Origin of the sequence: Actinoallomurus sp. CA-150999 (genome assembly GCF_050942425.1) — a bacterium.
In the GTDB taxonomy this organism is placed as follows: Bacteria; Actinomycetota; Actinomycetes; order Streptosporangiales; family Streptosporangiaceae; genus Actinoallomurus.
On the sequence record NZ_CP192063.1, the window covers coordinates 6,024,171 to 6,047,195 of the forward strand.

20 protein-coding genes are annotated in these 23,025 nt (G+C 73.2%); 16 read left to right on the forward strand and 4 right to left on the reverse strand.

Annotated elements, in window-relative coordinates:
* Positions 1–23 precede the first annotated feature (23 nt).
* Genes ACQP2O_RS27920 through ACQP2O_RS27945 form a run of 6 tightly spaced genes read left to right on the forward strand, consistent with a single transcriptional unit; the run spans position 24 to position 7,954 of the window.
* Positions 24–971 carry an ABC transporter ATP-binding protein gene (locus tag ACQP2O_RS27920; protein ID WP_433170054.1) on the forward strand — a complete coding sequence of 316 codons (948 nt, stop codon included), beginning with the start codon at positions 24–26 and terminating at the stop codon, positions 969–971.
* Positions 968–1,810, forward strand: a complete 843-nt coding sequence (locus tag ACQP2O_RS27925; RefSeq protein WP_433170055.1) for an ABC transporter permease — start codon at positions 968–970, stop codon at positions 1,808–1,810. Before ACQP2O_RS27920 ends, ACQP2O_RS27925 begins: the two co-directional genes overlap by 4 nt.
* A complete protein-coding gene (locus ACQP2O_RS27930) occupies positions 1,807–4,833 on the forward strand; it encodes an amino acid adenylation domain-containing protein (RefSeq protein WP_433170056.1) in 3,027 nt (1,008 codons plus the stop codon). Before ACQP2O_RS27925 ends, ACQP2O_RS27930 begins: the two co-directional genes overlap by 4 nt.
* Before the next feature lie 2 nt (positions 4,834–4,835).
* Complete coding sequence (locus tag ACQP2O_RS27935) at positions 4,836–5,600, forward strand: SDR family NAD(P)-dependent oxidoreductase (protein WP_433170057.1); 765 nt, start codon at positions 4,836–4,838, stop codon at positions 5,598–5,600.
* A 15-nt stretch (positions 5,601–5,615) separates the two neighbouring features.
* Positions 5,616–6,800: a nucleotide disphospho-sugar-binding domain-containing protein gene (locus ACQP2O_RS27940; protein WP_433170058.1), complete on the forward strand. Its 1,185-nt coding sequence runs from the start codon at positions 5,616–5,618 to the stop codon at positions 6,798–6,800.
* Entirely contained in the window at positions 6,791–7,954 is a 1,164-nt protein-coding gene (locus ACQP2O_RS27945; RefSeq protein WP_433170059.1) for a nucleotide disphospho-sugar-binding domain-containing protein, read from the forward strand. The genes ACQP2O_RS27940 and ACQP2O_RS27945 overlap by 10 nt, the downstream gene beginning before the upstream one ends.
* Before the next feature lie 97 nt (positions 7,955–8,051).
* Here the strand turns inward: ACQP2O_RS27945 and ACQP2O_RS27950 are convergent, their stop codons facing one another.
* A complete protein-coding gene (locus ACQP2O_RS27950) occupies positions 8,052–8,654 on the reverse strand; it encodes a dTDP-4-dehydrorhamnose 3,5-epimerase family protein (RefSeq protein WP_433170060.1) in 603 nt (200 codons plus the stop codon).
* Positions 8,655–8,763: 109 nt separating this feature from the next.
* On the opposite strand from ACQP2O_RS27950, the gene ACQP2O_RS27955 reads away from it, so the two are divergent.
* Positions 8,764–9,681 carry an NAD-dependent epimerase/dehydratase family protein gene (locus ACQP2O_RS27955; protein ID WP_433170061.1) on the forward strand — a complete coding sequence of 306 codons (918 nt, stop codon included), beginning with the start codon at positions 8,764–8,766 and terminating at the stop codon, positions 9,679–9,681.
* 192 nt (positions 9,682–9,873) lie between these two features.
* On the opposite strand, the gene rfbB is transcribed toward ACQP2O_RS27955, so the two are convergent.
* Genes rfbB through rfbH form a run of 3 tightly spaced genes read right to left on the reverse strand, consistent with a single transcriptional unit; the run spans position 9,874 to position 13,203 of the window.
* The gene (rfbB, locus tag ACQP2O_RS27960; protein ID WP_433170062.1) at positions 9,874–10,827 is read right to left on the reverse strand and encodes a dTDP-glucose 4,6-dehydratase; all 954 of its coding nucleotides are present in this window, start codon (positions 10,825–10,827) and stop codon (positions 9,874–9,876) included.
* Positions 10,824–11,876, reverse strand: a complete 1,053-nt coding sequence (locus ACQP2O_RS27965) for a glucose-1-phosphate thymidylyltransferase (RefSeq protein WP_433170063.1) — start codon at positions 11,874–11,876, stop codon at positions 10,824–10,826. The genes rfbB and ACQP2O_RS27965 overlap by 4 nt, the downstream gene beginning before the upstream one ends.
* A 16-nt stretch (positions 11,877–11,892) precedes the next feature.
* Positions 11,893–13,203: a lipopolysaccharide biosynthesis protein RfbH gene (gene rfbH, locus ACQP2O_RS27970; protein ID WP_433170065.1), complete on the reverse strand. Its 1,311-nt coding sequence runs from the start codon at positions 13,201–13,203 to the stop codon at positions 11,893–11,895.
* A 133-nt stretch (positions 13,204–13,336) separates the two neighbouring features.
* On the opposite strand from rfbH, the gene ACQP2O_RS27975 reads away from it, so the two are divergent.
* From ACQP2O_RS27975 to ACQP2O_RS28015, 9 genes are all read left to right on the forward strand, one after another.
* Positions 13,337–14,341 carry a methyltransferase family protein gene (locus ACQP2O_RS27975; RefSeq protein ID WP_433170068.1) on the forward strand — a complete coding sequence of 335 codons (1,005 nt, stop codon included), beginning with the start codon at positions 13,337–13,339 and terminating at the stop codon, positions 14,339–14,341.
* A 3-nt stretch (positions 14,342–14,344) separates the two neighbouring features.
* On the forward strand, positions 14,345–15,175 hold the full coding sequence (locus tag ACQP2O_RS27980; protein WP_433170070.1) for an aromatase/cyclase: 831 nt from the start codon (positions 14,345–14,347) through the stop codon (positions 15,173–15,175).
* Positions 15,172–16,578, forward strand: a complete 1,407-nt coding sequence (locus ACQP2O_RS27985; RefSeq protein ID WP_433170073.1) for an NDP-hexose 2,3-dehydratase family protein — start codon at positions 15,172–15,174, stop codon at positions 16,576–16,578. The genes ACQP2O_RS27980 and ACQP2O_RS27985 overlap by 4 nt, the downstream gene beginning before the upstream one ends.
* A 79-nt stretch (positions 16,579–16,657) precedes the next feature.
* Positions 16,658–17,917: a beta-ketoacyl-[acyl-carrier-protein] synthase family protein gene (locus ACQP2O_RS27990; RefSeq protein WP_433170075.1), complete on the forward strand. Its 1,260-nt coding sequence runs from the start codon at positions 16,658–16,660 to the stop codon at positions 17,915–17,917.
* On the forward strand, positions 17,914–19,116 hold the full coding sequence (locus ACQP2O_RS27995) for a ketosynthase chain-length factor (protein ID WP_433170077.1): 1,203 nt from the start codon (positions 17,914–17,916) through the stop codon (positions 19,114–19,116). The genes ACQP2O_RS27990 and ACQP2O_RS27995 overlap by 4 nt, the downstream gene beginning before the upstream one ends.
* A gap of 89 nt (positions 19,117–19,205) precedes the next feature.
* Entirely contained in the window at positions 19,206–19,463 is a 258-nt protein-coding gene (locus ACQP2O_RS28000) for an acyl carrier protein (protein WP_433170079.1), read from the forward strand.
* A 3-nt stretch (positions 19,464–19,466) separates the two neighbouring features.
* Positions 19,467–21,134: an acetyl-CoA carboxylase, carboxyltransferase subunit beta gene (gene accD, locus ACQP2O_RS28005; protein WP_433170081.1), complete on the forward strand. Its 1,668-nt coding sequence runs from the start codon at positions 19,467–19,469 to the stop codon at positions 21,132–21,134.
* A gap of 11 nt (positions 21,135–21,145) precedes the next feature.
* Entirely contained in the window at positions 21,146–21,592 is a 447-nt protein-coding gene (locus tag ACQP2O_RS28010; RefSeq protein WP_433170083.1) for an acetyl-CoA carboxylase biotin carboxyl carrier protein, read from the forward strand.
* Positions 21,593–21,610: 18 nt separating this feature from the next.
* A complete protein-coding gene (locus tag ACQP2O_RS28015; protein WP_433170085.1) occupies positions 21,611–22,960 on the forward strand; it encodes an acetyl-CoA carboxylase biotin carboxylase subunit in 1,350 nt (449 codons plus the stop codon).
* Positions 22,961–23,025 lie beyond the last annotated feature (65 nt).

Here is a 23,025-nt window from a genome sequence, read left to right on the forward strand (position 1 = left end):
GACTTTTCGGGAGTGTGCCGCCCATGGCCGATGCAGCGATCAGGACCGTAGGGCTCTCCAAGACCTATTCCAACGGCCGGGTGGCGGCCGTGTCCGAACTGGACCTTGAAATCCCGCCCGGCGAGTTCTTCGGGCTGCTCGGCCCCAACGGGGCGGGAAAATCCACCACGATCGGGATGCTCGTCACCCGGATCAGGCCGACGAACGGCAGCGCCTACGTCGCCGGAATCGACGTCATGCGCCGGCCCGTCGAGGCCAAGCGGCGGATCGCCGTCGTCTCGCAGAACGTCACCCTCGACCGGTCGCTCACCATCGCCCAGAACCTGGAGCTGCGCGGCCGGCTGTTCGGGATGAGCGGCCGGCAGGCCCGCCGCCGCTGCGCCGAGCTGCTGGAGCAGTTCGACCTGGCCGACCGGGGCTCGGCGAAGGTCGGCTGGGTGTCGGGGGGCCAGGCCCGCCGCATCATGATCGCCCGGGCGCTGATGCACCGCCCCGAGGTCCTCTTCCTCGACGAGCCGACCTCCGGCATCGACCCGCAGACCCGCGTCAACCTGTGGACCGCCCTGCGGGCCCTGCACGCGTCCGGCCAGACCATCCTGCTCACCACCCACTACCTGGAGGAGGCCGACGCGCTGTGCGACCGGGTCGGCGTCGTGGACAAGGGCCGGCTGCTGGCCTGCGACACCGCCGACGGCCTGAAGGCCGCCGCCGGCGCGGACACCGTACTGGCGGTCGAGTTCGACGGCGACGCCGAGCCGGTGGTCGCCGACGTGGAACGGCTCAGCGGGACGACCCGGGTCCTCGCCGACGGAAGCCGCCTGCGCGTGCACACCACCAAACCGGACGGGATCCTCGGCGACCTGGTCAACGTGTCCGCCTACCACGGGCTGTCCATCAGGAACGCCGCGGCGACCCCGCCCAGCCTGGAGACCGCCTTCCTCACCCTGACCGGAAGGGAGTACAGCCGATGACCGCGCTCACCGCGCTCGAGGCACCCCCGGAGGCCCCCCGCAGCACCTTCACGCGCACCTTCGGCGTGCTGTGCCGGCGCGACGCCCTGCTGCTGCGCGAACAGCTGGTCACCTTCCTGCTGCGCACCATCATGCAGCCGCTCCTGATGACGTTCGTGTTCGCGTTCGTCCTGCCGAGCGTCGGCTCCGCGCCCCCCGGCCCGGCAGGCGGCGCCATGTCGTTCGCGACCGTCCTGGTGCCGGGGCTGGTCGCCATCAGCGCCACCACGCAGGCGATGAACGCCGCGATGACCCCGCTGCTGATCGAACTCGCCTACGACGACATCGAGGACCGGGTGCTGGCCCCGATACCGGTCTGGGTGGTGGCCGCGCAGAAGATCGTGTCGGCCGGCACCCAGGGGGTCCTGTCCGGCGCCCTGGTGTTCCCGATCGTGCTGACCGTGCACGCCAAGGGACAGGCCCCGCAGGTCCACGTGCACAACTGGCCCCTGTTCGTGGTCGTGCTCCTGCTGTCGGGGATGCTGGCGGCCAGCATCGGCCTGATCTTCGGCACCGCGTTCGACGCGATGAAGGCCAACGCCCTGTTCATGCTGTTCGCGCTGCCGCTGATGATGTTCGGCTGCGTCTACTTCACCTGGTCGGCGCTGCACACGATCCGCTGGCTGCAGATCGCGGTGCTGGCCAACCCGGTGGTCTACATGAGCGAGGGGCTGCGCGCCGCCCTCACCCCCCAGGTCGGTCACATGCCCACCTGGATCCTGCTCCTCGTGCTGACCGGCGGCCTGCTGGGGCTCGGCGGCCTGGCCACCCGCCTGTTCGTACGGCGCGTGCTCGCGTGAGCGGCCACAACCCGGCGCCCCGCCCGTACCGGCGCGGCGGCACCGTGCACGAGATGTTCGGCTGGTGCGCGCGGCGGTGGCCCGGCGCGGTCGCGCTCGTGCACGGGGACCGCCGGGTGACCTACGCCGAGCTGGACGCGGCCTCCGACGACTACGCCGTGGCGCTGGACGCCGAGGGCGTCGGCCCCGGCCGGCTCGTGCCCGTCCTGATGCCGCGCACCCCGGAGTTCATCGCCGTCCTGCTCGCCGTCCTCAAACGCGGCGCGGCGTACGCGGCGCTCGACCGCGGCTGGCCCGCCGGCCGCCTCCGCGACCTGATCACCCGGCTGGACGGCCCGGTCGTCGTGACCACCGACGTCGTGACCACCGGGGATCAGGCCTGGCCGCTGCCGTCGTGGCGGCCTCCGGCGGACGTGTGCGCCGCCGCGGCGGCGCATCGGCGTCCCGAACCGGTGAGCGTCGGCCCCCGCGACCCATCGGTCGTCTACTTCACCTCCGGGACGACGGGCGCGCCCAAGGGCGTCGTCTCCCCGCACGCGGGGACCGTACGGCTGTTCGACGAGTGCGCGTTCGCGCCGCTCGGGCCGGGCAGCGTCCTGGCGCAGGCCGCGCCGCCGCAGTGGGACGGGTTCGTCCTGGACCTGTGGGGCCCGCTGCTCACCGGTGGCACGTCCGTCCTCGTCGACGAGCCGATCGTCCCGCGGACCCTGCGCGAGCTCGTCGCCCGCGACGGCGTCAACGGGGCCTTCTTGACCACCGCCCTGTTCAACATGATCGTCGATGAGGACTCCGGCGCGTTCGAGGGCGTCGGGTGGGTCCTCATCGGCGGCGAACGGGTCTCCCCCGCCCACATCCGCCGGTTCCTGCGCCGCCATCCGGGCGCGACGCTGCACAACATGTACGGGCCGGTCGAGTGCGGCGTCGTCGTCACCGCGCACGACGTCCGCCCCACCGACTGCGACGACCCGGACGGCGTCCCCCTCGGCCGGGTGCTCGGCAACACCGAGGTGCACCTGATGGACGGTGACCGGGTCTGCGCGGACGGCGAGGCCGGTGAGCTGTGCCTGGGCGGGGACGGGCTGGCCCTGGGCTACCTGGGCGACCCGGAGCTGACCACCCGCGCGTTCCCGCAGGTCACGGTGGACGGGGTCACGCGCCGGGTGTACCGCACGGGCGATCTGGGGCACTGGGCGGCCGACGGCACGCTGCGGTTCGGCGGGCGCGCCGACCGGCAGGTCAAGATCCGCGGGCACCGGATCGAGCCGGCGGAGATCGAACGCAACGCCGAGTCCGTCCCCGGCGTCACCGGCGCCGCCGTGCTCCCGGTGCGCGGGCCGGGCGGCGCGTGCAAGGACCTGGTCCTGTACTACGACGGGTCCGGCGCCGAGGAGACCGTCCGCAAGGAACTGGAGCGGCGGGTCCCGGAGTACCTGGTGCCCGGCCGGATCCGCCGGCTGCGGGCCCTGCCGCGGCTGGCCAACGGCAAGCTGGACCACCGCGCGCTGGAGCGGCTGACCAGGCCGGCGGACGCCCCAGCGGGCGGCGCGGAGCCGGTGACCGCCGGGGAGAAGGCCGTCGCGCGGCTGGTCGGCGAGGTCCTCGCGGCGCCGTCGGTCCCGCGCGACGTCCCGGTCTTCGCCCTGGGCGCCGACTCGCTGGACGCCGCGCGCCTGTGCGCGCGGATCGACGCCGAGTTCGGCGTGCCGATCCCGGTGTCGCAGGTGTTCCGGACGCCGACCGTGGCGGGCCTGGCCGGGTGGCTCGCCGGCGTCGAGGCCGGCGCGGGACGGCCGGCGCCGGCGGTTTCGGGCGGTGTGCCGCTGACCCCGCAGCAGCGCGCGCATCTGGACGATCCGGCGAACCTGTGCCGGCTGGTCTGGCGCGTCGGCGGAGAACTGGACGTGGCGGCCCTGGCCGCCGCGGTCGGGGACGTCCACCGTCGGCACGAGGCGCTGCACGCCCGGTACGGGGCCGCCGGGGAGCCGGTCGCGGTACCGGCGGCGGACCCGGGGCATCCGGAGTTCGTGCGGCTGCCCGGGTACCCCGACCCGCAGGCCGCCCTGACGGACGTGCTGTTCCGGCCGCTGGACATCTCGGCGGGCCGGGTATGGCGTGCCGTCGTGACGGGCGAGGGCGACCGCACGCTGGTCGGCGTCGCCGTCCACCACGTCGCCTTCGACGGAGCCGCCGAGAGCGTCCTCGCCGCCGACCTGGGCACCGCCTACCGGGCCCGGCGCGCCGGGCGGGCACCCGACTTCGGCGGCCCGGCGGCGTCCCTGGCCGACCTGGCCGCCGCCTACCACCGGGGCGTCGCGCTCGCCGACACCACCGCCCAGCTCGCCTACTGGGAGACCGAGCTGGCCGGCCTGACCGAAGCGGCGTTCCCCGGGCGCCTGACCTCCGAGGAGGCGGCGGGTCCCAAGCACCGCGCGACCCGCACGGTGGACGCGGCCGCCCTCGCCCCCTGGGAGGAGTACGTGCGCGGGCACGGCACCACCCGGCTGGTCTACCTGGCCGCCGCCTACGCCCGCGTGCTCCACACCCTCACCGGCCAAGGCGACGTCGCGATGGTCGTGCCGACCGCCCGGCGCGGCGGCCCGGCCGGCGTCACCTGCCGCGTCGACTCCCTGTGCCTGCGCGCCCGGGCCGGTGACTCCCTCGACACCGCCCGCGACACCGTCGGGCGGGCCCTCGCCGCCCAGGACGTGCCGTTCGCGGAGGTCGCGCAGAGCCTGTTCATGGCCGGGGACGGCGCGGCGCTGCTGAGCGCGCCGATGCTGCTGTACCAGGACGACCCGCCGCCGTCCCTGGACCTGCCCGGCTGCACCGCCGAGCTGGTGCGCCCCGACACGCCGACGACCTCCGCCGAGCTCGAGGCGGACGTACGGCCCGCCGGCGACGCCCTGACCATCACCGTCACCGTGCGCACCGACCGCCTGCCGGCGCGGTACGCCGATGAGGTGGCCGCCGGGATCGGCCGCGTGCTCGCCGCGGGACCGGCCCCTCTCCTGTCCCGGAGGTGACCGTGGACCTGGGTCTTTCGGACAAGACGGTGCTGGTGACCGGCGCGACCGGCGGCATCGGGGAGGCGATCGCCCGCGCGTACGCCGCCGAGGGCGCACGGGTCGCCGTGACCTACCACCTGCAGGCCGGCGAGGCGGACCGGCTCGCCGACGAGCTCGGCGGCCGGCGGGGCCGCGCGTTCGCGGTGCGGTACGCGCTGTCGGATCCGGACTCGCACGCCGCGGCGCTCGCCGCCGTCGCCGACCGGTGGGGCCACGGACCGGATGTCCTGGTGGCCAACGCGGTCCGCTGGGGATCCCGCCCCCCGCGCGCGACGGCCTTCCCCGACGTCCCCGGCGAGGAATGGTCGGCGTTCGTCGTCGACAACCTGTCCCAGACCATCCGCACGGTGCAGGTCGCCGTGCCGGCGATGCAGAAGCGGGGATGGGGCCGGATCGTGCTGCTGTCGTCGCACCTGAGCCGCGACGGCGGCCACGGAATGGAGTTCTACGGCGCGGTCAAGGCCGGCCTGGAAGGGTTCGCCCGCAGTCTCGCCTGGGACGTGGGCACCGACGGCGTCCTGGTGAACGTGGTACGCCCCGGCGTCACCCTGACCGGCCGGGTACGGGCCAGGCTGCCGGAGGAGGCACGGGCCGCGGAGGTGAGCCGGACGCCGAGCGGGCGGCTCAGCGACCCCGAGGACGTGGCCGGCGCGGTGCTGTTCCTCGGCTCGGCGGCGAATCGCAACATCACCGGCGAGGTGCTGACCGTCAGCGGCGGCCGGTGAGGGACGGAGGAGACGATGCGGATCATCGCGACGGCCATCTGGCCGACGCACCTGATGGCGATGGTGCCGACCGCGTGGGCGCTGCGCGCGGCCGGGCACCAGGTCGTGGTCGCCGCCACCCGGCCCGTCGCCGACGCGGCGGAGGGCACGGGGCTGCCGACGCGCACGATCGCGATGGCGGAACTGGCGGCGCAGCGCCCGACCACTCCGGGGGCGCTCGGCCACCGGCCCGCGGCCGGTGCGGGCGCCTGGCAGTGGTCGACGGAGGTGCTGGCCGAGCGGGCGAAGAAACGCGTCGCGGCGCTGCTGGACGACTTCCTGCGCTTCGGCCGCTCCTGGCAGCCCGACCTGATCCTGTCCGACCCGATGGAGTGGAACGCGCTGATCGTCGCCGGGGCGCTGGGCGTCCCGGTGGTCCATCACCGCTGGGGACCGGACCTTTTCACCCAGGCGGCCCGTGAGGCCGCCGCCGACGTGCTCGCGCCGGCCTGCCGCGACGTGGGCCTGCGCGGCGGGCTGCCGGAGCCGGACCTGGTCGTCGACCCCTGCCCGCCGAGCCTGCAGTCACCGCACCTGCCACCGGCCGAGCCGGTGCGCTACATCCCCTACAACGGGGCGGGTCAGCTGATCGCCCTCCCGCCCAGGCGCCCCGGCGTCCGCCGCGTGCTGGTGTCGCTCGGGATGAGCATCGAGGCCGCCCATCCCGTACTGCTGGAAAGGATCATCCAGGCCGTCGGGACGCGCCCGGACGTGGAGGCCGTCGTGACGGTGCCGCCCCGCCTGCGCAGCCGGTTCACCGACGTGCCCGCCGGGGTCCGGATCGTCGACCCGGTCCCGATCAACCTCCTGCTCGGCGACTGCGACGCCGTCGTCCACCACGGCGGGTCCGGTACCGCGCAGACCTCGTGCGCGTTCGGGCTGCCGCAGCTGTGCGTGCTGCCGGCCGATGAGGGCTCCCCGGCCTTCCCCGCCCTGGCCGTGTGCGCCGACCGCATCGCCGCCACCGGCGCCGGCCGGGTGATCGACGCGCCGCACGACCCCGACGCGATCAGCGCGGGCCTGGACGACATCCTCGGCCGGCCCGGATACCGGGCCGCCGCCGAGCGGCTGCGCGCGGAGATCGACACCCTGCCCCCGCCGGCCGGTCTGGTCGCCGTCTTGGAGAAGACACGAGCGAATGGAGCGAACGTATGCGAGTAATGCTGGGCGCGGTCTGGCCGACTCACCTGATGTCCATGGTCCCGGTCGCCTGGGCCCTGCGGGCGGCCGGGCATGACGTGATCGTCGCCGGCCGGCCCGACGTGACGCCGGTCGCCGAGGCGGCCGGCCTGCCGATCGGCGTCCTCGAGGGCGGTGAGCCGGCCGACCCGCGGGGGGCCGCCGGCCGGCTGGGCAGCAGACGGTCCGGCGTGCACGGCGGCCGCTGGGAGGAGGGCTGGGACAACATCGCCCGCCGCTGGGTGAACCGCGCCGACGACGTGCTGGACGCCTACCTGTCGTTCGCCCGGGACTGGCGGCCCGACCTGGTCGTCACCGACCCGCTGGAGTTCAGCGGCCTGATCGTCGGCGGGGTGCTCGGGGTCCCCGCGGTTCGGCATCGCTTCGGCCCGGAGGTCCTCATCACCACCGGCCGTGACGTCGCCCGGCGGGCCCTGCACGACCACTGCGTGCGGGCCGGGCTGGAGACCGGCCTGCCCGATCCGGCGCTCACGCTGGACCCGTGCCCGCCGAGCCTGCAGCACCCGGACGCGGCGCCCGCCCGCACCGTCCGCTACATCGCCTACAACGGGCCGGGGACCCTGCCGACGTTGCCGGACAAGCGGCCCGGTGCCCGGCGGGTCCTGGTCTGTCTCGGCACGCGTTCGCTCGCCCTGGACGGGCGGCTGTCCATCCTGCGCAACGTGGTCCGCGCCTGCGGTGAGCTTCCCGGCGTGGAGGCGGTGGTCACGTGCGTGCCGGAGTACCACGGGGCGCTGCTGGAGGTGGCGCCGGACTCGGTGCACGTGATCGACCCGACGCCGATCAACCTGCTCCTGGACGACTGCGACGCCATGGTCGTCTACGGCGGCGCGGGGACCCTGCACACCGGCCTGTCCTTCGGCCTGCCGCAGCTGGTCGTGCCGTCGGACCACCACATCCTGGTCCTGGCCGGTGAGCGGGTCGAGGCCTCCGGAACCGGCCGCATGGTTCCCGGGGCCGCCGTCCAGGCCGACCACGGCGCCGCCAAGGACGCCCTGGCCGCCATCCTGGACGACTCCGCCTACCGCGCCGGCGCCCAGAAGCTCCGCGACGAGATCGACCGGCAGCCCACACCCGCGGACCTGGTCCCGGAACTGGAGAGACTCGCCGGCTGAACCCCCGCGGCGGCCGTAGTCGCAAAGACCACGGCCGCCGCGTTCCCGTGCCGGCCGGCGGACGGTGACCCGCCGCCACCCGGCCGGATCAGACCGATTAACCCACCGCGAGCCGGCCGTACAGCTCGCGGCATTCGTCGTAGGTGGGCAGCAGCCCCGCCTCGGCGGCCTCGGCCACGGTCGGCGCGGAGGCGTCCTTGGCGGAGATCACCGGGTCCCGGTCCAGTTCCCACGGCAGGCCCAGCGCCGGGTCGAACGGGTTGATGTCCAGCGGGGTGCCCGGCACGTACGGCGTCGAGCACAGGTAACCGACGCAGGTGTCGTCGGCCAGCGACAGGAACGCGTGGCCCAGGCCCTCGGCGATGAACACCGACGCGCCGGAGTCGGCGTCGAGGCGGTTGACGGAGTACCGCCCGAACGTGGGCGAGCCCAGCCGCAGGTCGACGACCATGTCGAGCACCATGCCGCGGTGGCAGGTCACCATCTTCGCCTGCCCGGGCGGCAGCAGCACGCTGTGGATGCCGCGCAGGACGCCCCGGCGGGACACCGAATAGTTCACCTGCACGGGCTGGAACACGCGTCCGAGAGCGGCCGACAGCTTCTCGGAGCGGAACGACTCGTAGAAGCATCCACGCAGGTCGGGATGTTTCCGCGGCGTGATGAGGAAACTGTCCGGCACTTCCAAGGGATGGATCTCCATGGTCCCGGACGCTACGACGCCTCGCTCGAGGCTCGGGCGATCCTCGGCGGTGCCCGCACGGCCGCAGACCTTCGACGGGGGCTCGAGCGGGCGGTGTCACGATCACTGCATGAAACGCACGGTAGTGCTCGGCGGCACGGGCTACGTCGGGCGTCATGTATGCGCCGCCCTCACCGCTCGCGGCCACGACGTCCTGGTCGTGGCCCGTACCCCCGGCGACGGGGACGGCCTGCGGTTCGCGGCCATGGACGTGGCGGCGGCCGACCCGGGCGAGCTGGTGGAGCTGCTGCGACGGGAACGGCCCACGGCCGTGGTGAACTCGGCGGGCGGCGTGTGGAACGTCACCGAGGCGCAGATGCTCCACTCCAACGTCCGGCTCGTCGAGCACCTGGCGGCCGCGCTGGCCGCGCTGGAGTGGCGCCCGCGCCTGGTCCACCTGGGGTCGGTGCACGAGTACGCGCCCGTGCCGGCGCCGTCGCCGATCGACGAGCGCACCCCGACCGCGCCCGCCACCCTGTACGGCCGCACCAAGCTGCGCGCGACCGAGGTGCTGCTGGCCGCCCGCCACGAGGTGGACTGCACCGTGTTGCGCGTGTCGAACATGCTGGGGCCCGGCGCGCCGCGCGGGAGCCTGCCCGGCCTGGTCGCCGAGCGGCTGCGCACCGCGGCCGCGGCGGGCGAACGGGCCGTGCTGCGGTTCCGGGCGCTCGGCGCGCAACGTGACTTCGTCGACGTCCGGGACGTCGCCGGCGCGGTGGCCGAGTGCGCCACCGCGGAACGGCTGCCGACCGTGATCAACATCGGTCGTGGGGAGGCGACGTGCGCCCGTACCCTGGTCGAGTTGCTGATCAAGGTCAGTGGTGTGCCCGCCGACCTGCTCGTCGAGGAGGGCGAGGGCCCCGACCCTGCCGACCGGCAGCAGATGGACATCAGTGTCGCCCGCGCCCTGCTGGGCTGGATCCCGAGCCACGGCCTGGAGGACTCGGTACGCGCGCTGTGGGGTGACATGGCCGCCCGGGTCCCCTGAGGGCCCGACGCCCCGCCCGGGATGACGCCGGGTGGGGCGCGGCCGACCCTCCCCCGGACGGCTGTCGCGCCCCACCCGCCCCCGAACGACCTGCCGGCCCCCTGGAAGCGATCCGCCCGTCCTCGGTGATTTCCCCGAATGACCGAACGGCCCGTCCGAGCGATGCTCGGGCGGGCCGTCGCGGCGACCGGCTCAGGCGGCCGGCGACTCCCACCAGGACGTGTTGTCGCGGTACCAGGCGACGACGTCGGCCAGGCCCTGCCGCAGGGACACGCGCGGACGGTACCCGAGCTCCGTGCGGATCTTGGTGTCGTCGACGGAGTAGCGCAGGTCGTGGCCCTTGCGGTCGGTCACGTGCCGTACCGCGGACCAGTCGGCGCCGACGAGTTCCAGCAGGCGTTCGGTCATCTCCCGGTTGGTGAGCTCGTCGCCGCCGCCGATGTTGTAGATCTCCCCGGGCCGGCCGTCCCGGCGGACGAGGTCGATGGCCCGGCAGTGGTCGTCGACGTGCAGCCACTCGCGGACGTTGCGGCCGTCGCCGTACAGGGGGACGGTCTCACCGCGCAGGAGCCGGGTGACGAACAGCGGGATCAGTTTCTCCACGTACTGGTACGGGCCGTAGTTGTTCGAGCAGCGGGTGACGCGCACGTCGAGGCCGTGGGTTCGGTGGTAGGAGCGGGCGAGCAGGTCCGAGCCCGCCTTGGACGCCGCGTACGGGGAGTTCGGCAGCAGCGGCCGGTCCTCGGTCCAGGCCCCTTCGGCGATGGACCCGTACACCTCGTCGGTGGAGACGTGCACGATCGGTCCCACACCGGTGTGCAGGCACGCGTCGAGCAGGCTCTGCGTGCCGACGACGTTCGTGATCGCGAACTGGGCGGCGCCGTCGATCGAGCGGTCCACGTGCGATTCGGCGGCGAAGTGCACCACGGCGTCGTGGCCGGGCAGCAGGTCCCGCAGCAGCGGCTGGTCGCAGATGTCGCCGCGGACGAAATCCAGCCGCGGGTGGCCGATCGGCAGGTTCGCGCGGTTGCCGGCGTAGGTGAGCTTGTCCACGACGGTGACGCGCGTCTCGCCGGTCCCGGACAGCAGGGTGCGCACGTAGTTGGAGCCGATGAAGCCGGCGCCGCCGGTGACGAGGATCCTCATACCGCCACCTCCACGCGCGCGTGGTCGCCGACGAACAGCCGGTGGTCCCCGGTGCGCACGTGCGCCCACCGGCCGATCACCGATCCGCGGATGCCCTTGACGCTGTCGATGACGGCGCCGTCGAGCACGATCGAGTCGGCGATGCCGGTGCTGGACAGCGCGCAGTCGCCGCCGACCGAGACGTACGGGCCCAGGTGACAGTCCGACACGACGGTCCCCGCGCCGATGATCGCCGGCCCCTCGATGTAGGACTTGATGATCCTGGCGCCGGGCAGGACGACCACCCCGCCCTCGATGATGCTGTGCTCGTCGACGTCGCCGGCCACGTCGGCGCGCGTCGCCGACAGCAGCATCCGGTTGCAGTCGAGGAGGTCCTCGGCGTTGCCGGTGTCCTTCCAGTAGCCCGGGTACTGCTGCGCGGTCACGGTGAGCCCGCGGTCCAGGAGATCCTGGATCGCGTCGGTGATCTCCAGCTCGCCGCGGCGGCTGGGCTTGATCCGGCGCACCGACTCGTGGATGGCGGGGGTGAAGAAGTACACGCCCATGAGCGCCAGGTCGCTCCTGGGGTTCTGCGGTTTCTCCACCAGCGCGGTCACCCGGCCCTCGGTGTCGAGTTCCGCGACGCCGTACTGGGTGGGGTCGTCGACCTTGATGACCAGGACCGCGGCGTCCGGCCGCAGGGTCGTGAACTCCTCGGCCGCGTCCACGATGCCGCCGTCGAGGACGTTGTCGCCGAGGTACATGACGAAGTCGTCGTCGCCGAGGAAGTCGCGCGCGATGCCCACGCAGTGCGCGAGCCCGAGCGGCGCGTCCTGCCGAATGTAGGTGATCTTGACGCCGAGGTCGGATCCGTCGCCGAGGGCCGCCCGGATCTGGTCGCCCTGGCCACCGACGATCATGCCGATCTCGGTGACGCCGATCTCCCGGATGGTCTCCAGCCCGTGGACGAGGACCGGCTTGTTCGCGACCGGGACGAGTTGCTTCGGAATGGAATATGTGAGCGGGCGCAGCCTGGAGCCGGTCCCTCCCGCGAGAACCAGGGCCTTCATCGTGATGGTCTCCAAATCATCTGTGGCGGGGCCGTGTGGCGAATTCCCTGATCGACGCGATCACGTAGTTGAGCATCTCGTCGGTCAGGCCCGGGTAGACGCCGACCCAGAACGTCCGCTCGGTGATGATGTCGCTGTTGGTCAGCGGCCCGGCGACCCGGTACCGCAGGTCCAGGTAGGCCGGGTGCCGGGTGATGTTGCCGGCGAACAGCAGCCGGGTCCCGATCCGCCGGGACTCCAGGAAGCTCACCAGCTCCGCGCGCTCGTAGGGCGCCTCGGGCAGGACCGTCAGCACGAACCCGAACCAGCTCGGGTCGCTGTCGGGGGCCGCGGACGGCATCAGCAGGCCGGGTACCCCGTCGAGGCCCTCCCGCAGCCGCCGCCAGTTGCGGCGCCTGGCCGCGCCGAACTCCGGCAGTTTGCGCAGCTGGGTCAGGCCGAGCGCGGCCTGCAGGTCGGTGGCCTTCAGGTTGTAGCCGACGTGGGAGAACGTGTACTTGTGGTCGTATCCGTGCGGTAGCTCGCCGAGCTGGTAACCGAACCGTTTCTGGCACCGGTTGTCCTCGCCGGGTTCGCACCAGCAGTCCCGGCCCCAGTCCCGCAGTGACTCCACGATCCGCGCGAACGCCAGGTTCGGGGTGAGCACGCAGCCGCCCTCCCCCATGGTGAGGTGGTGGGCCGGGTAGAAGCTGACCGTCGCGAAGTCACCGAACGTCCCGGTCAGCGCGCCCTTGTGCAGGGAGCCGACGGCGTCACAGTTGTCCTCGATCAGGAACAGGTCATGGTCGGCGCAGATCCGGGCGATGTCCTGCGCGGGGAACGGATTGCCCAGCGCGTGCGCGATCATGACCGCGCGGGTGCGGGGGCCGATCGCGGCCTCCACCCGCTCGGCGGTGGTGTTGTACGTGCCGAGGTCCACGTCGACGAAGACGGGCACCAGGCCGTTCTGGAAGATGGGGTTGATGGTCGTGGGGAAACCCGCGGCGACCGTGATCACCTCGTCGCCCGGCACCAGCCGCTCGTCGCCCAGCTGACGTGACGTCAGCGCCGCCAGAGCCAGCAGGTTGGCCGACGACCCGGAGTTGGTCAGGTGCGCCTTGCGGATGCCCAGCGTCCGGGCGAACTCCCGCTCGAACCGCAGGCACCGGGCGCCTGCCGCGATCTTCATGTCCAGCGCGGCCTCGACGAGGCCGGCCCGGTCGTCCTCGTCCAGCACCGCCCCAGAGGGCAGCACCGGCGTCGTGCCCGGCACGAATGCGGACCGCGAAGCGGCCTCATGATGGTATTTGCGCACCTGTTCCAGGAGCAGCGTCTTGGCCTCGGTCATATGGATGCCTCCAGATCGCCCGGGGCATCACCATGGGGCCGGTTGTTCGAGGGGGTTTCGAGCATCGGCCGAAGACCCCCGGCTCCAGCCCTCGTCGATCCGCCCTTGAGGCGGCGCGACCAGCCTCGTGCCCATGGTGGACAGCGTGAGCCGGGAACGGCTGCTGGAAATGATGACCGCCTTCCGTGCGACGTACGTGCTGCGGGCGGCACTCGAACTGCGGGTCTTCGACGCGCTGGAACCCGGCGCGGCCGATGCCCCCGCGGTGGCCGAGCGGCTCGGCGCCGACCCGCGCGGAACCCGGATCCTGCTGCGCGCGCTCGCCGCCGCCGGCCTGCTCGCCACCGACGGCGAGACGTTTCACCTGCCGCCCGGCGCCGCGGACCTGCTCGTCAGCACCTCCCCGCGGTACTGCGGCGACAACATGCGCGTGGCAGCCGGTGACCTGGAGTGGGACACCATGCGGCACCTCGCGCGGGCGGTGCGCACCGGACGGCCCGTGGTCGAGCACACCGCCGACTCGCCGGACTTCGCGTACTGGGCCGACTTCGCCGCCAACCTCACCTTCGTGACCCGCGCCGGCGCGGACTTCGTCGCGGACCTGCTCGGCGGCGACGGCCCCCTTGACGTGCTCGAGGCGGGCTGCGGCCACGCCCTGTACGGGCTCACCCTGACCGGCCGCGACCCCGGCTCGCGGCTGTGGTGCCTGGACGGCCCGCCGGTGCTGCGCGCCGCCCGGGACCAGGCGCGGCGGCTCGGGCTGACCGAGCGCACCTCCTTCATCGAAGGAGACGTGTTCGAGGCCCCGCTCGGCGGACCGTACGACGTGATCCTGGCGGCGAACCTGCTGTGCCAGTTCTCCCGCGAGCGGTCCGTCGAGCTGCTGCGGCGGCTGGCCGCGACCCTGCGGCCGGGCGGGCGGCTCGTCGTCGCCGGATTCACCACCGGCGACGAGCCGCCCGCGCGGGCGTACCACGCGCACATGCTGGAACTGCTCATGCTGGCCTGGACCAGCGGCGGGCAGGTGCACTCCACCGCGGACCTTCAGCAGATGCTCGCCGCGAGCGGCCTGGCCGGCGCCGAGGCGCACACCCGGCCCGGGCTCCCGGTGCGCGTCGTCGTCGCCGAAAGGAAATGAACGATGCCGACACACGACGGGCTGACCTACGACGGGGTCCTGACCCACCGCATCACCGTGGCCCGGCCGCCGCACGCGGTGTACGACCTGGTCGCCGACCCGGGCCAGGCGGCCCGGCCGGCGGGCGGCGTGGTGCACGCCGAACGCGTCGCCCGCCACGACGGCGGCGACGTGATCCGGCGGTGGGTCGCCGAGAAGGGCGCCATCCGCAGCTGGACGGCGCGCCGGGAACTGGACCCGGACGCCGGCCGGATCGTCTTCGAACACGACCCGCCCAAGCCGCCCCTGTCGGCCATGCGCGGCGAGTGGCGGTTCACCGAGGCCGGGCCGGGCACCACCCTCGTGGAGCTGCGGCACGACTGGGCCGGGCCGGCACCGGCCGAACGGCTCGACCAGGGCATCCGGGCGCAGCTCGACGCACTGAAGTACCTGGCCGAACGCGACGCCGACCTGACCGCGTGCGAGTTCCTGCAGGGCCGGATCCGGATCGTCCCCGGACGTCTGGAGGACGTCGCCGGGCGACCGGGCCGCACCCTGGTCGACGGCGCGCACGCGCGGGTGTGGCCGGCCGGCGACCGCCTCGTATGGCGGCAGATCGGCGACCTTCCGCCGCTGTACCGGTCCCTGCGCGGCCAGGCCGTCCTCACCCAGGTGCCCGGCGGGGTGCTGGTGGAGACCCGCCGCATCGACGTCCTCGACCCCGACGCCGTACGGGACCGGGGCTGGGACGCCGCGCGCGCCCTGCGCCATGTGACCGAGACCCGCAACGAGCACGACATCGACCCGCGGCGGGACTTCGCCGCGGCACGCCCGGCCGAAGGAGCCCTCCGGTGACCGCGACCCTGACCGAAACCCCGACCGAGACCCTCAACGACCGGCTCGCCGCATCGGTGGCGGCCACGCACAGCACCACGATGCCGCGCGGCGCGTTCGACGACTGGTGGCACGAGCGGTGGCGCGCCGGATCCTTCCAGGTGGACCGCATCCCCTTCGCGGGCCTGGACGGCTGGTCGTTCGCACCGGACACCGGGAACCTGGTCCACCGCAGCGGCCGGTTCTTCACCGTCGAAGGACTGGACGTCGACGACGGCACCCGCACCTGGAACCAGCCGATCATCGACCAGCCCGAGGTCGGCATCCTCGGCATCCTGGTCAAGGAGTTCGACGGCGTCCTGCACGCCCTGATGCAGGCCAAGATGGAGCCCGGCAACTCCAACCTGCTGCAGCTGTCCCCGACCGTGCAGGCCACCCGCAGCAACTACAGCCGCGTACACCAGGGCACCAGCGTCAACTACCTGGAGTACTTCGCCGGCACCGGCCGCGCCCGCGTGCTCGCCGACGCGCTGCAGTCCGAACACGGCTCGTGGTTCCTGCACAAACGCAACCGGAACATGGTCGTGGAGACCACCGACGACGTCCCCGAACACGAGGACTTCCGCTGGCTGACCCTCGGCCAGATCGGCGAGCTGCTCCGGCGGGACAACCTCGTCAACATGGACGCCCGCTCCGCGCTGTCACTGCTGCCGCTGCACCGCACCGCGCCGCCCACCGACGAGTTCGGCACGGCACTGGCCGACTCGATGACCGGCGCCGGCAGCGTCCACGGCATCCGCGACATCCTCACCTGGATCAACGACCTGCGCGCCCTGTCGGACCTGCGGACCACCCGCGTGCCACTGCGCCGGCTCGGCTCCTGGCGGCGCACCGCCGAACGCATCCACCAAGAGGACGAACGGTTCTTCGACGTGATCGCCGTCGCGGTACGCGCGGGCAACCGCGAGGTCACCGGGTGGACCCAGCCGCTGTTCGCGCCCCGCGGGCCCGGCGTGGTCGCGTTCGTGGTCCGGCGGATCGCCGGCGTCCTGCACGTCCTGGCCGCCGCCCGGACCGAGGCGGGCTTCCGCGACACCGTCGAACTCGGCCCGACGGTGCAATGCGTGCCCGGCAACCACCCCGGCACTCCCCCGCCCTTCCTGGACTACGTCCTGTCCGCCCGCCCGGACCAGATCCGCTACGACGCGATCCTGTCGGAGGAGGGCGGCCGCTTCTACCACTCCGACAGCCGATACCTCGTGGTCGAGGCCGGTGAAGAGGCCGAGGAACAGGACGGCTTCCGCTGGACCACCCTGCACCAGTTCACCGAACTCCTCTCGCACACCCACTACGTCAGCGTCCAGGCCCGCAGCCTCCTCGCGTGCCTCGGCCTCGCCTGCCCGGCGCCCTCTTTCACGCCTTGAGCCGAGATCGAGGCAGGTCGCCGACCGTGGTCGGCGGCGGCCAGCACCCGCCGGGCCCGCACACAGCAAGGGAGACAGCATGGAACGGCGTGTCGTGATCACCGGAATCGGCGTGGTCGCACCCGGCGCGCCCGGGACGAAGTCCTTCTGGGAACGGATCACCGAGGGCCGGACCGCGACCCGGACGGTCACCTTCTTCGACCCGTCGCCCTTCCGGTCGCGCATCGCGGCCGAATGCGACTTCGACCCGGTCACCGAAGGCCTGACCGCCCAGGAGATACGGCGAATGGACCGCGCCGCGCAGTTCGCCGTGGTCAGCGCCCGCGAAGCGCTCTCCGACGCCGGAATGCTCATCGGCGACCTGCCCGAAGAGCGCACCGGCGTCACCATCGGCAGCGCGGTCGGCTGCACCATGAAACTCGACGAGGAGTACAACGTCCTGTCCGACGGCGGCCGCAACTGGGTCGTCGACCCCGCGTACGCCGTGCCGCACATGTACGACTACTTCATCCCCAGCTCGCTCGCGGCCGAGGTCGCCTGGGCCACCGGCGCGCAGGGGCCGGCCACCGTCGTCTCGGCCGGATGCACCTCCGGGCTGGACTCCGTCGGCTACGCCTGCGACCTCATCGGGGAAGGCTCCGCCGACGTGATGATCGCCGGTGCGACCGACGCGCCGCTGTCACCCATCACGTTCGCGTGCTTCGACGCGATCAAGGCGACCAGCAACCGCAACGACGAGCCCGGCAGCGCACTGCGGCCTTTCAACCGGACCCGCAACGGATTCGTGCTCGGCGAGGGCTCGGCCGTCCTGGTCCTGGAGGAGTACGAGCGGGCGCGGCGCCGCGGCGCGCACATGTACGCCGAGATCACCGGCTTCGCGTCCCGCAGCAACGCCTACCACATGACCGCGCTGCGCCCCGACGGCGCCGAGATGGCCGAGGCGATCCGATCCGCGCTGGACCAGTCCCGGCTCAACCCCGGCGACATCGGCTACATCAACGCCCACGGCACCGGTACCCGCCAGAACGACCGGCACGAGACGATGGCGTTCAAACGCAGCCTCGGCGAGGACGCCTACCGCATCCCGGTGAGCTCGATCAAGGCGGTCGTCGGGCACTCCCTCGGCGGCATCGGCTCCATCGAGGTGGCCGCCTGCGCGCTGGCCATCGAACACGGCGTCGTACCGCCCACCGCGAACCTCGACGACCCCGACCCCGAACTCGACCTGGACTACGTGCCCCTGACCGCCCGCGAGACCCGCCTCGACGCGGTCCTCACCGTCGGCAGCGGCTTCGGCGGCTTCCAGAGCGCCATGGTCCTGCAGGGAGTGGACCGATGAGCGCCGTCGTCACCGGACTGGCCGTCACCGCGCCGAACGGCCTGGACACCGAGGAGTTCTGGGCCAGCACCCTCGCCGGCGCGAACGCCATCGCGCCGATCTCCCGATTCGACGCCGCCGGCTACCCCGTACGCCTCGGCGCCGAAGTACGCGGCTTCGACCCCGCCGAGCACCTGCCGGGCCGGCTGCTGCCGCAGACCGACCGGATGACCCAGTTCGCGCTCGCCGCCACCGGCGGGGCACTCGCGGACGCCGACGTCGACCCCGACCGGTTCGGCGCCTACGACATGGGCGTGGTCACCGCCGGCGCGGCCGGCGGATTCGAATTCGGCCAGCGGGAACTGGCGGCACTGTGGTCCAGCGGACCCGAGCACGTCAGCGTCTACCAGTCCTTCGCCTGGTTCTACGCCGTCAACACCGGCCAGATCTCCATCCGCCACGACATGCGCGGACCCACCGGAGTGGTCGTCACCGAGCAGGCCGGCGGCCTGGACGCCATCGCCCAGGCCCGCCGGCGCCTCCGCCGCGGCACTCCCCTGATGGTCACCGGAGGCATGGACGCGCCACTGTGCCCGTGGGGCATCGCCGCGCAGATCCCCAACGGCCGGCTCAGCCACCGCGACGACCCCGAACGCGCCTACCTGCCCTTCGACACCGACGCCACCGGCTACGTCGTCGGTGAGGGCGGCGCCATCCTCATCCTCGAGGACGCCGGGCACGCCCGGGACCGCGGCGCCCCGCACGTGTACGGCGAGATCGCCGGGTACTGCGCCACCTTCGACCCCCGCGACGGCTCCTCCCGGCTGGGCGCCGCCATGACCGGCGCGCTCGCCGACGCCGGCCTGACCCCCGCCGAGGTCGACGTGGTGTTCGCCGACGCCAGCGGCGTGGCCGAACTCGACCGCGCCGAGGCGACGGCGATCACCGGCCTGTTCGGCCCGCACGGCGTGCCGGTGACGGCGCCCAAAACGATGATCGGGCGGCTGCTGTCCGGAGGCGCGCCGGTCGACGTCGCCACGGCCCTGCTCGCCATCCGCGACTCGGTCATCCCCCCGACCGTGAACGTGTCCCGGCCCGTCCCGGACTACGCCCTGGACCTGGTCCGCGAACCGCGGATCACCCGACTGACCAACGCACTCATCGTCGCGCGCGGCTACCACGGCTTCAACGCCGCCGTGGTCGTACGCGCGGTCCGCTGAAGAACCGCCGCGCGAGGCGCGGCACCGCCACCGAACGACCGGCCGGGCAACGGGCCGGCGCGACAACGGGCTTGTGAGGAGAGCACACCATGCGCGATTTCACCATCGACGACCTCAAACGGATCATGCGTGCGGCAGCAGGCGAGGACGAGACACTGAACCTGGACGGCGACATCCTCGACGTCGCGTTCGACGAGCTCGGCTACGACTCGCTGGCCCTGATGGAGACCGCCAGCCGGATCGAACGCGAGCTCGGCATCGCCCTGCCCGAGGAGGAACTGGCCGAGGTCACCACCCCGGCCGGGTACCTCGACTTCGTCAACGATCGGCTGCCGGCGAGGGCCTGAACCGTGACCGAGGTAACCAGCGAACCGGCGGTCGCAGCCCCCGAGTGGACCATCTGCCCGGGCTGCGACACGCTCCTGTACGCCAAGAGGCTGGCCCGCAGCCGGCAGGTCTGCCCCGACTGCGGGCACCACGGGCGGCTCACCGCCCCCGAACGCCTGGCGCAGCTCCTCGACCCCGGGTCGGCGAGCTCGCTCGGGCTGACCGTCACCACCGGCGACCCGCTCGGCTTCGTCGACGCCAAGCCCTACCCACAACGGCTGCGCGAGGCGCGCGCCGGGACCGGGCTGGAGGAGGCGGTCGTGTGCGTCCGGGGCGCCATCGAGGGCAACCCGGTGATCGTCGCCGCGATGGACTTCCGGTTCATGGCCGGCAGCCTCGGCGCGGCCGTCGGTGAGCTCGTCACCGAGGCGGCCCAGGTCGCGCTCCGCGAACGCACCCCCCTGCTGATCGTCACCGCCTCCGGCGGAGCGCGGATGCAGGAGGGCGCCATCGCCCTGATGCAGATGGCCAAGACCAGCCAGGCCCTCGGCGAACTCGACGAGGCCGGCGTCATGACCATCTCCCTGATCACCGACCCGACGTTCGGCGGCGTCGCCGCGTCGTTCGCGACGCTGTGCGACGTCATCATCGCCGAACCCGGCGCGCGGCTCGGGTTCGCCGGCCGCCGGGTCATCGAGCAGACCATCCGGCAGAAGCTGCCGGAGGAGTTCCAGACCGCCGAGTTCCTCCTCGAGCACGGCATGATCGACCTGCTGCGGCCGCGCGCCGCGCTGCGGCCCACGCTGGGCCGTCTGCTGTCGATCGGCTCCCGGCGGCCCATGGGCCAGCCGATCGGCGTCCCCGCCGAGCTCGTGACCGACCCGGCCGACCTGGCCGCCCGGGACCCGTGGCAGGTGGTACGCCAGGCCCGCGAGCTGGGCCGGCCCACCACGCTGGACTACCTCGCCCTCGCCTTCGACGAGTTCGAGGAACTGCACGGCGACCGGCTGGCCCGCGACTGCCCGGCGATCGTCGGCGGGATGGCGCGGCTCGGCGACGTCCCCCTCATCGTGATCGGCACCCAGAAGGGCCACACCGTCGCCGAGCTGACCGGCCGCGGGTTCGGCATGCCCACGCCCGCCGGATACCGCAAGGCCGCCCGGCTGCTGCGCCTGGCGGCCAAGCTGGGCCTGCCGGTCGTCACCCTCGTCGACACCCCCGGCGCCTACCCCGGCAGGGAGGCCGAGGAACAGGGCCAGGCCGTCGCCATCGCCGAGAACCTGCGGCTGATGGCCGGCCTGCCCGTCCCGATCGTCTCGGTGATCACCGGTGAGGGCGGCAGCGGCGGGGCGCTGGCCCTGTCCGTGGCCAACCAGGTGCTGGCCTTCTCCAGCAGCGTCTACTCGGTGATCAGCCCGGAGGGCTGCGCCGCGATCCTGTGGCGGGACGCGACCCAGGCGGCGCGCGCCGCGGCGGCGCTGCGCGTCGACGCACGTCAGCTGCTCGGCCTCGGCGTCGTCGACGCGGTGATCCCCGAACCGGCCGGCGGCGTCCACCGCGTCCCGGTGGCCGCCGCACGCCGGCTCCGCTCCGCGCTCGCCGCCGGCCTGTACCGGCTGGCGGACCTGGACGGCGCCCAGATCGTCGAAGAACGCCGACGGCGATTCCGCAGCTTCCAAGCCGCGACCTAGAGGAGGAGTACGTGGCACCGAGCGATCCGGACACGGCGCTGACGGTCATCTGCCGCAACGCCGTCGAACTGATCAACGCGGCGAGCTCACCGTTGCGCCGGATGCGCCTGACCATGGGCGACGTCACGGTCGACCTCGAGTGGCCGGAGGCCCCCGAGGGGCGGGTGACGGCGGCGGCCGCGGCGCCGCCGCCGGTGGAGGACACCGCGCCCGATCCCGGAACGCACCAGGTGCGCGCCGAGATGGTCGGCACGTTCTACCGTGCGTCCGAGCCGGGCGCCAAGCCGTTCGTCCGCGAAGGCGACGTCGTCCAGAAGGGCCAGCAGGTCGCGATCCTGGAGGCGATGAAGCTGATGACCCCGGTCGAGGCGGACCGCGCCGGCCGGGTCGTCGGCATCCTCGTCCCGGACGGCACGTCGGTGGAGTTCGGCACACCGCTCGTCGCGATCGAGACCTGACCGCCTGAAGGGGAGAACATGTTCGGCAAGGTACTCATCGCGAACCGAGGCGAGATCGCGCTGCGCGTCGTACGAGCCTGCCGCGAGCTGGGGGTCGCCAGCGTCGTCGTCTACTCGACCGAGGACGAGAACTCGGCGGCGGTGGCCGCCGCCGACGAGACGGTACGGATCGGCCCGGCCCCCGCCCGCCGCAGCTACCTGAGCATCCCGGCCGTCATCGAGGCGGCGGCCAAGACCGGCGCGGACGCGATCCACCCCGGCTACGGGTTCCTGTCGGAGGACCCGGACTTCGCCGAGGTCTGCGAGAAGGAGGGCTTCACCTTCATCGGCCCGCCCGCCGCCGTCCTGGACCGGCTCGGCGACAAGTCCCGCGCCCGCCGACTCATGTCGGACGCCGGCCTGCCGCTCCTGCCGGGCAGCCTCGAACCGCTGGCCAACGCGGACGAGGCCGCACGGCTCGCCTCGGAGATCGGCTGCCCGCTGATCATCAAGGCGGTGGTCGGCGGCGGCGGGCGCGGCATGCGCGTCGTCCGCCACCCCGGCGAACTCGCCGAGGCGTACGCCCGCGCCCGCGCCGACGCCCAGGCGTTCTTCGGCGACGCCCGCGTCTACGCCGAGCGGTTCCTGGACACGGCACGGCACGTGGAGATCCAGGTGCTGTGCGACGCGTACGGAAACGCGGTCTGCCTGGGCGAACGCGACTGCACCACGCAGCGCCGGAACCAGAAACTCCTCGAGGAGACGCCCGCGCCGGGCATGCCGCAGGGGCTGCTCACCGAGATGCGGCAGGCCGCCGTGCGCGGCGCGCTGGCCGCCGGGTACGTCGGCGCCGGCACGTTCGAGTTCCTCGTGTCGGCCGAACGGGACTTCTCGTTCATGGAGGTCAACAGCCGGATCCAGGTCGAGCATCCGGTGACCGAGATGGCCACCGGCGTCGACCTGGTGCAGGAGCAGATCCGCATCGCCGCGGGCCTGCCGCTGGGGTTCGGCCAGGCCGACATCCAGCCGCGCGGCGCCGTGATCGAGTGCCGGATCAATGCCGAGAACCCCGACCGTGACTTCGCGCCGGCGCCGGGCACGCTCACCGAGTTCGTGCCCCCGGGCGGCCCGTTCGTCCGGGTGGACACCTACGGCTTCCCGGGCTGCCGGATCTCCGCCGCGTACGACTCGCTGCTCGCGAAGCTGGTCGTCTGGGCTCCGGACCGGCCGGCCGCGATCGCCCGCATGCGGCGCGCGCTGGCCGAGTTCCGCATCGAGGGGCCGGGCGTGCACACGACCGCCGGGTTCCTCACCCGGGTCCTGGACGACCCGGCGTTCCGCGACGGCGTGCACACCACGTCGCTGGTCTCCGGACTCCTGGCGAGCTGACCGTTGAGGCTCGTTGTGTTGTGGTCTTTGGTGTCCGGGTGATGATCATCACCCGGACCACGGCC

Excerpts from the sequence above, each read along its gene's own strand:
- ACQP2O_RS27920 (WP_433170054.1), top strand. The coding sequence starts at position 24 with ATGGCCGATGCAGCGATCAGGACCGTAGGGCTCTCCAAGACCTATTCC.
- ACQP2O_RS27925 (WP_433170055.1), top strand. The coding sequence starts at position 968 with ATGACCGCGCTCACCGCGCTCGAGGCACCCCCGGAGGCCCCCCGCAGC.
- ACQP2O_RS27940 (WP_433170058.1), top strand. The coding sequence starts at position 5,616 with ATGCGGATCATCGCGACGGCCATCTGGCCGACGCACCTGATGGCGATG.
- ACQP2O_RS27945 (WP_433170059.1), top strand. The coding sequence starts at position 6,791 with ATGCGAGTAATGCTGGGCGCGGTCTGGCCGACTCACCTGATGTCCATG.
- ACQP2O_RS27950 (WP_433170060.1), bottom strand. The coding sequence starts at position 8,654 with ATGGAGATCCATCCCTTGGAAGTGCCGGACAGTTTCCTCATCACGCCG.
- ACQP2O_RS27955 (WP_433170061.1), top strand. The coding sequence starts at position 8,764 with ATGAAACGCACGGTAGTGCTCGGCGGCACGGGCTACGTCGGGCGTCAT.
- rfbB (WP_433170062.1), bottom strand. The coding sequence starts at position 10,827 with ATGAGGATCCTCGTCACCGGCGGCGCCGGCTTCATCGGCTCCAACTAC.
- ACQP2O_RS27965 (WP_433170063.1), bottom strand. The coding sequence starts at position 11,876 with ATGAAGGCCCTGGTTCTCGCGGGAGGGACCGGCTCCAGGCTGCGCCCG.
- rfbH (WP_433170065.1), bottom strand. The coding sequence starts at position 13,203 with ATGACCGAGGCCAAGACGCTGCTCCTGGAACAGGTGCGCAAATACCAT.
- ACQP2O_RS27975 (WP_433170068.1), top strand. The coding sequence starts at position 13,337 with ATGGTGGACAGCGTGAGCCGGGAACGGCTGCTGGAAATGATGACCGCC.
- ACQP2O_RS27980 (WP_433170070.1), top strand. The coding sequence starts at position 14,345 with ATGCCGACACACGACGGGCTGACCTACGACGGGGTCCTGACCCACCGC.
- ACQP2O_RS27990 (WP_433170075.1), top strand. The coding sequence starts at position 16,658 with ATGGAACGGCGTGTCGTGATCACCGGAATCGGCGTGGTCGCACCCGGC.
- ACQP2O_RS27995 (WP_433170077.1), top strand. The coding sequence starts at position 17,914 with ATGAGCGCCGTCGTCACCGGACTGGCCGTCACCGCGCCGAACGGCCTG.
- ACQP2O_RS28000 (WP_433170079.1), top strand. The coding sequence starts at position 19,206 with ATGCGCGATTTCACCATCGACGACCTCAAACGGATCATGCGTGCGGCA.
- ACQP2O_RS28015 (WP_433170085.1), top strand. The coding sequence starts at position 21,611 with ATGTTCGGCAAGGTACTCATCGCGAACCGAGGCGAGATCGCGCTGCGC.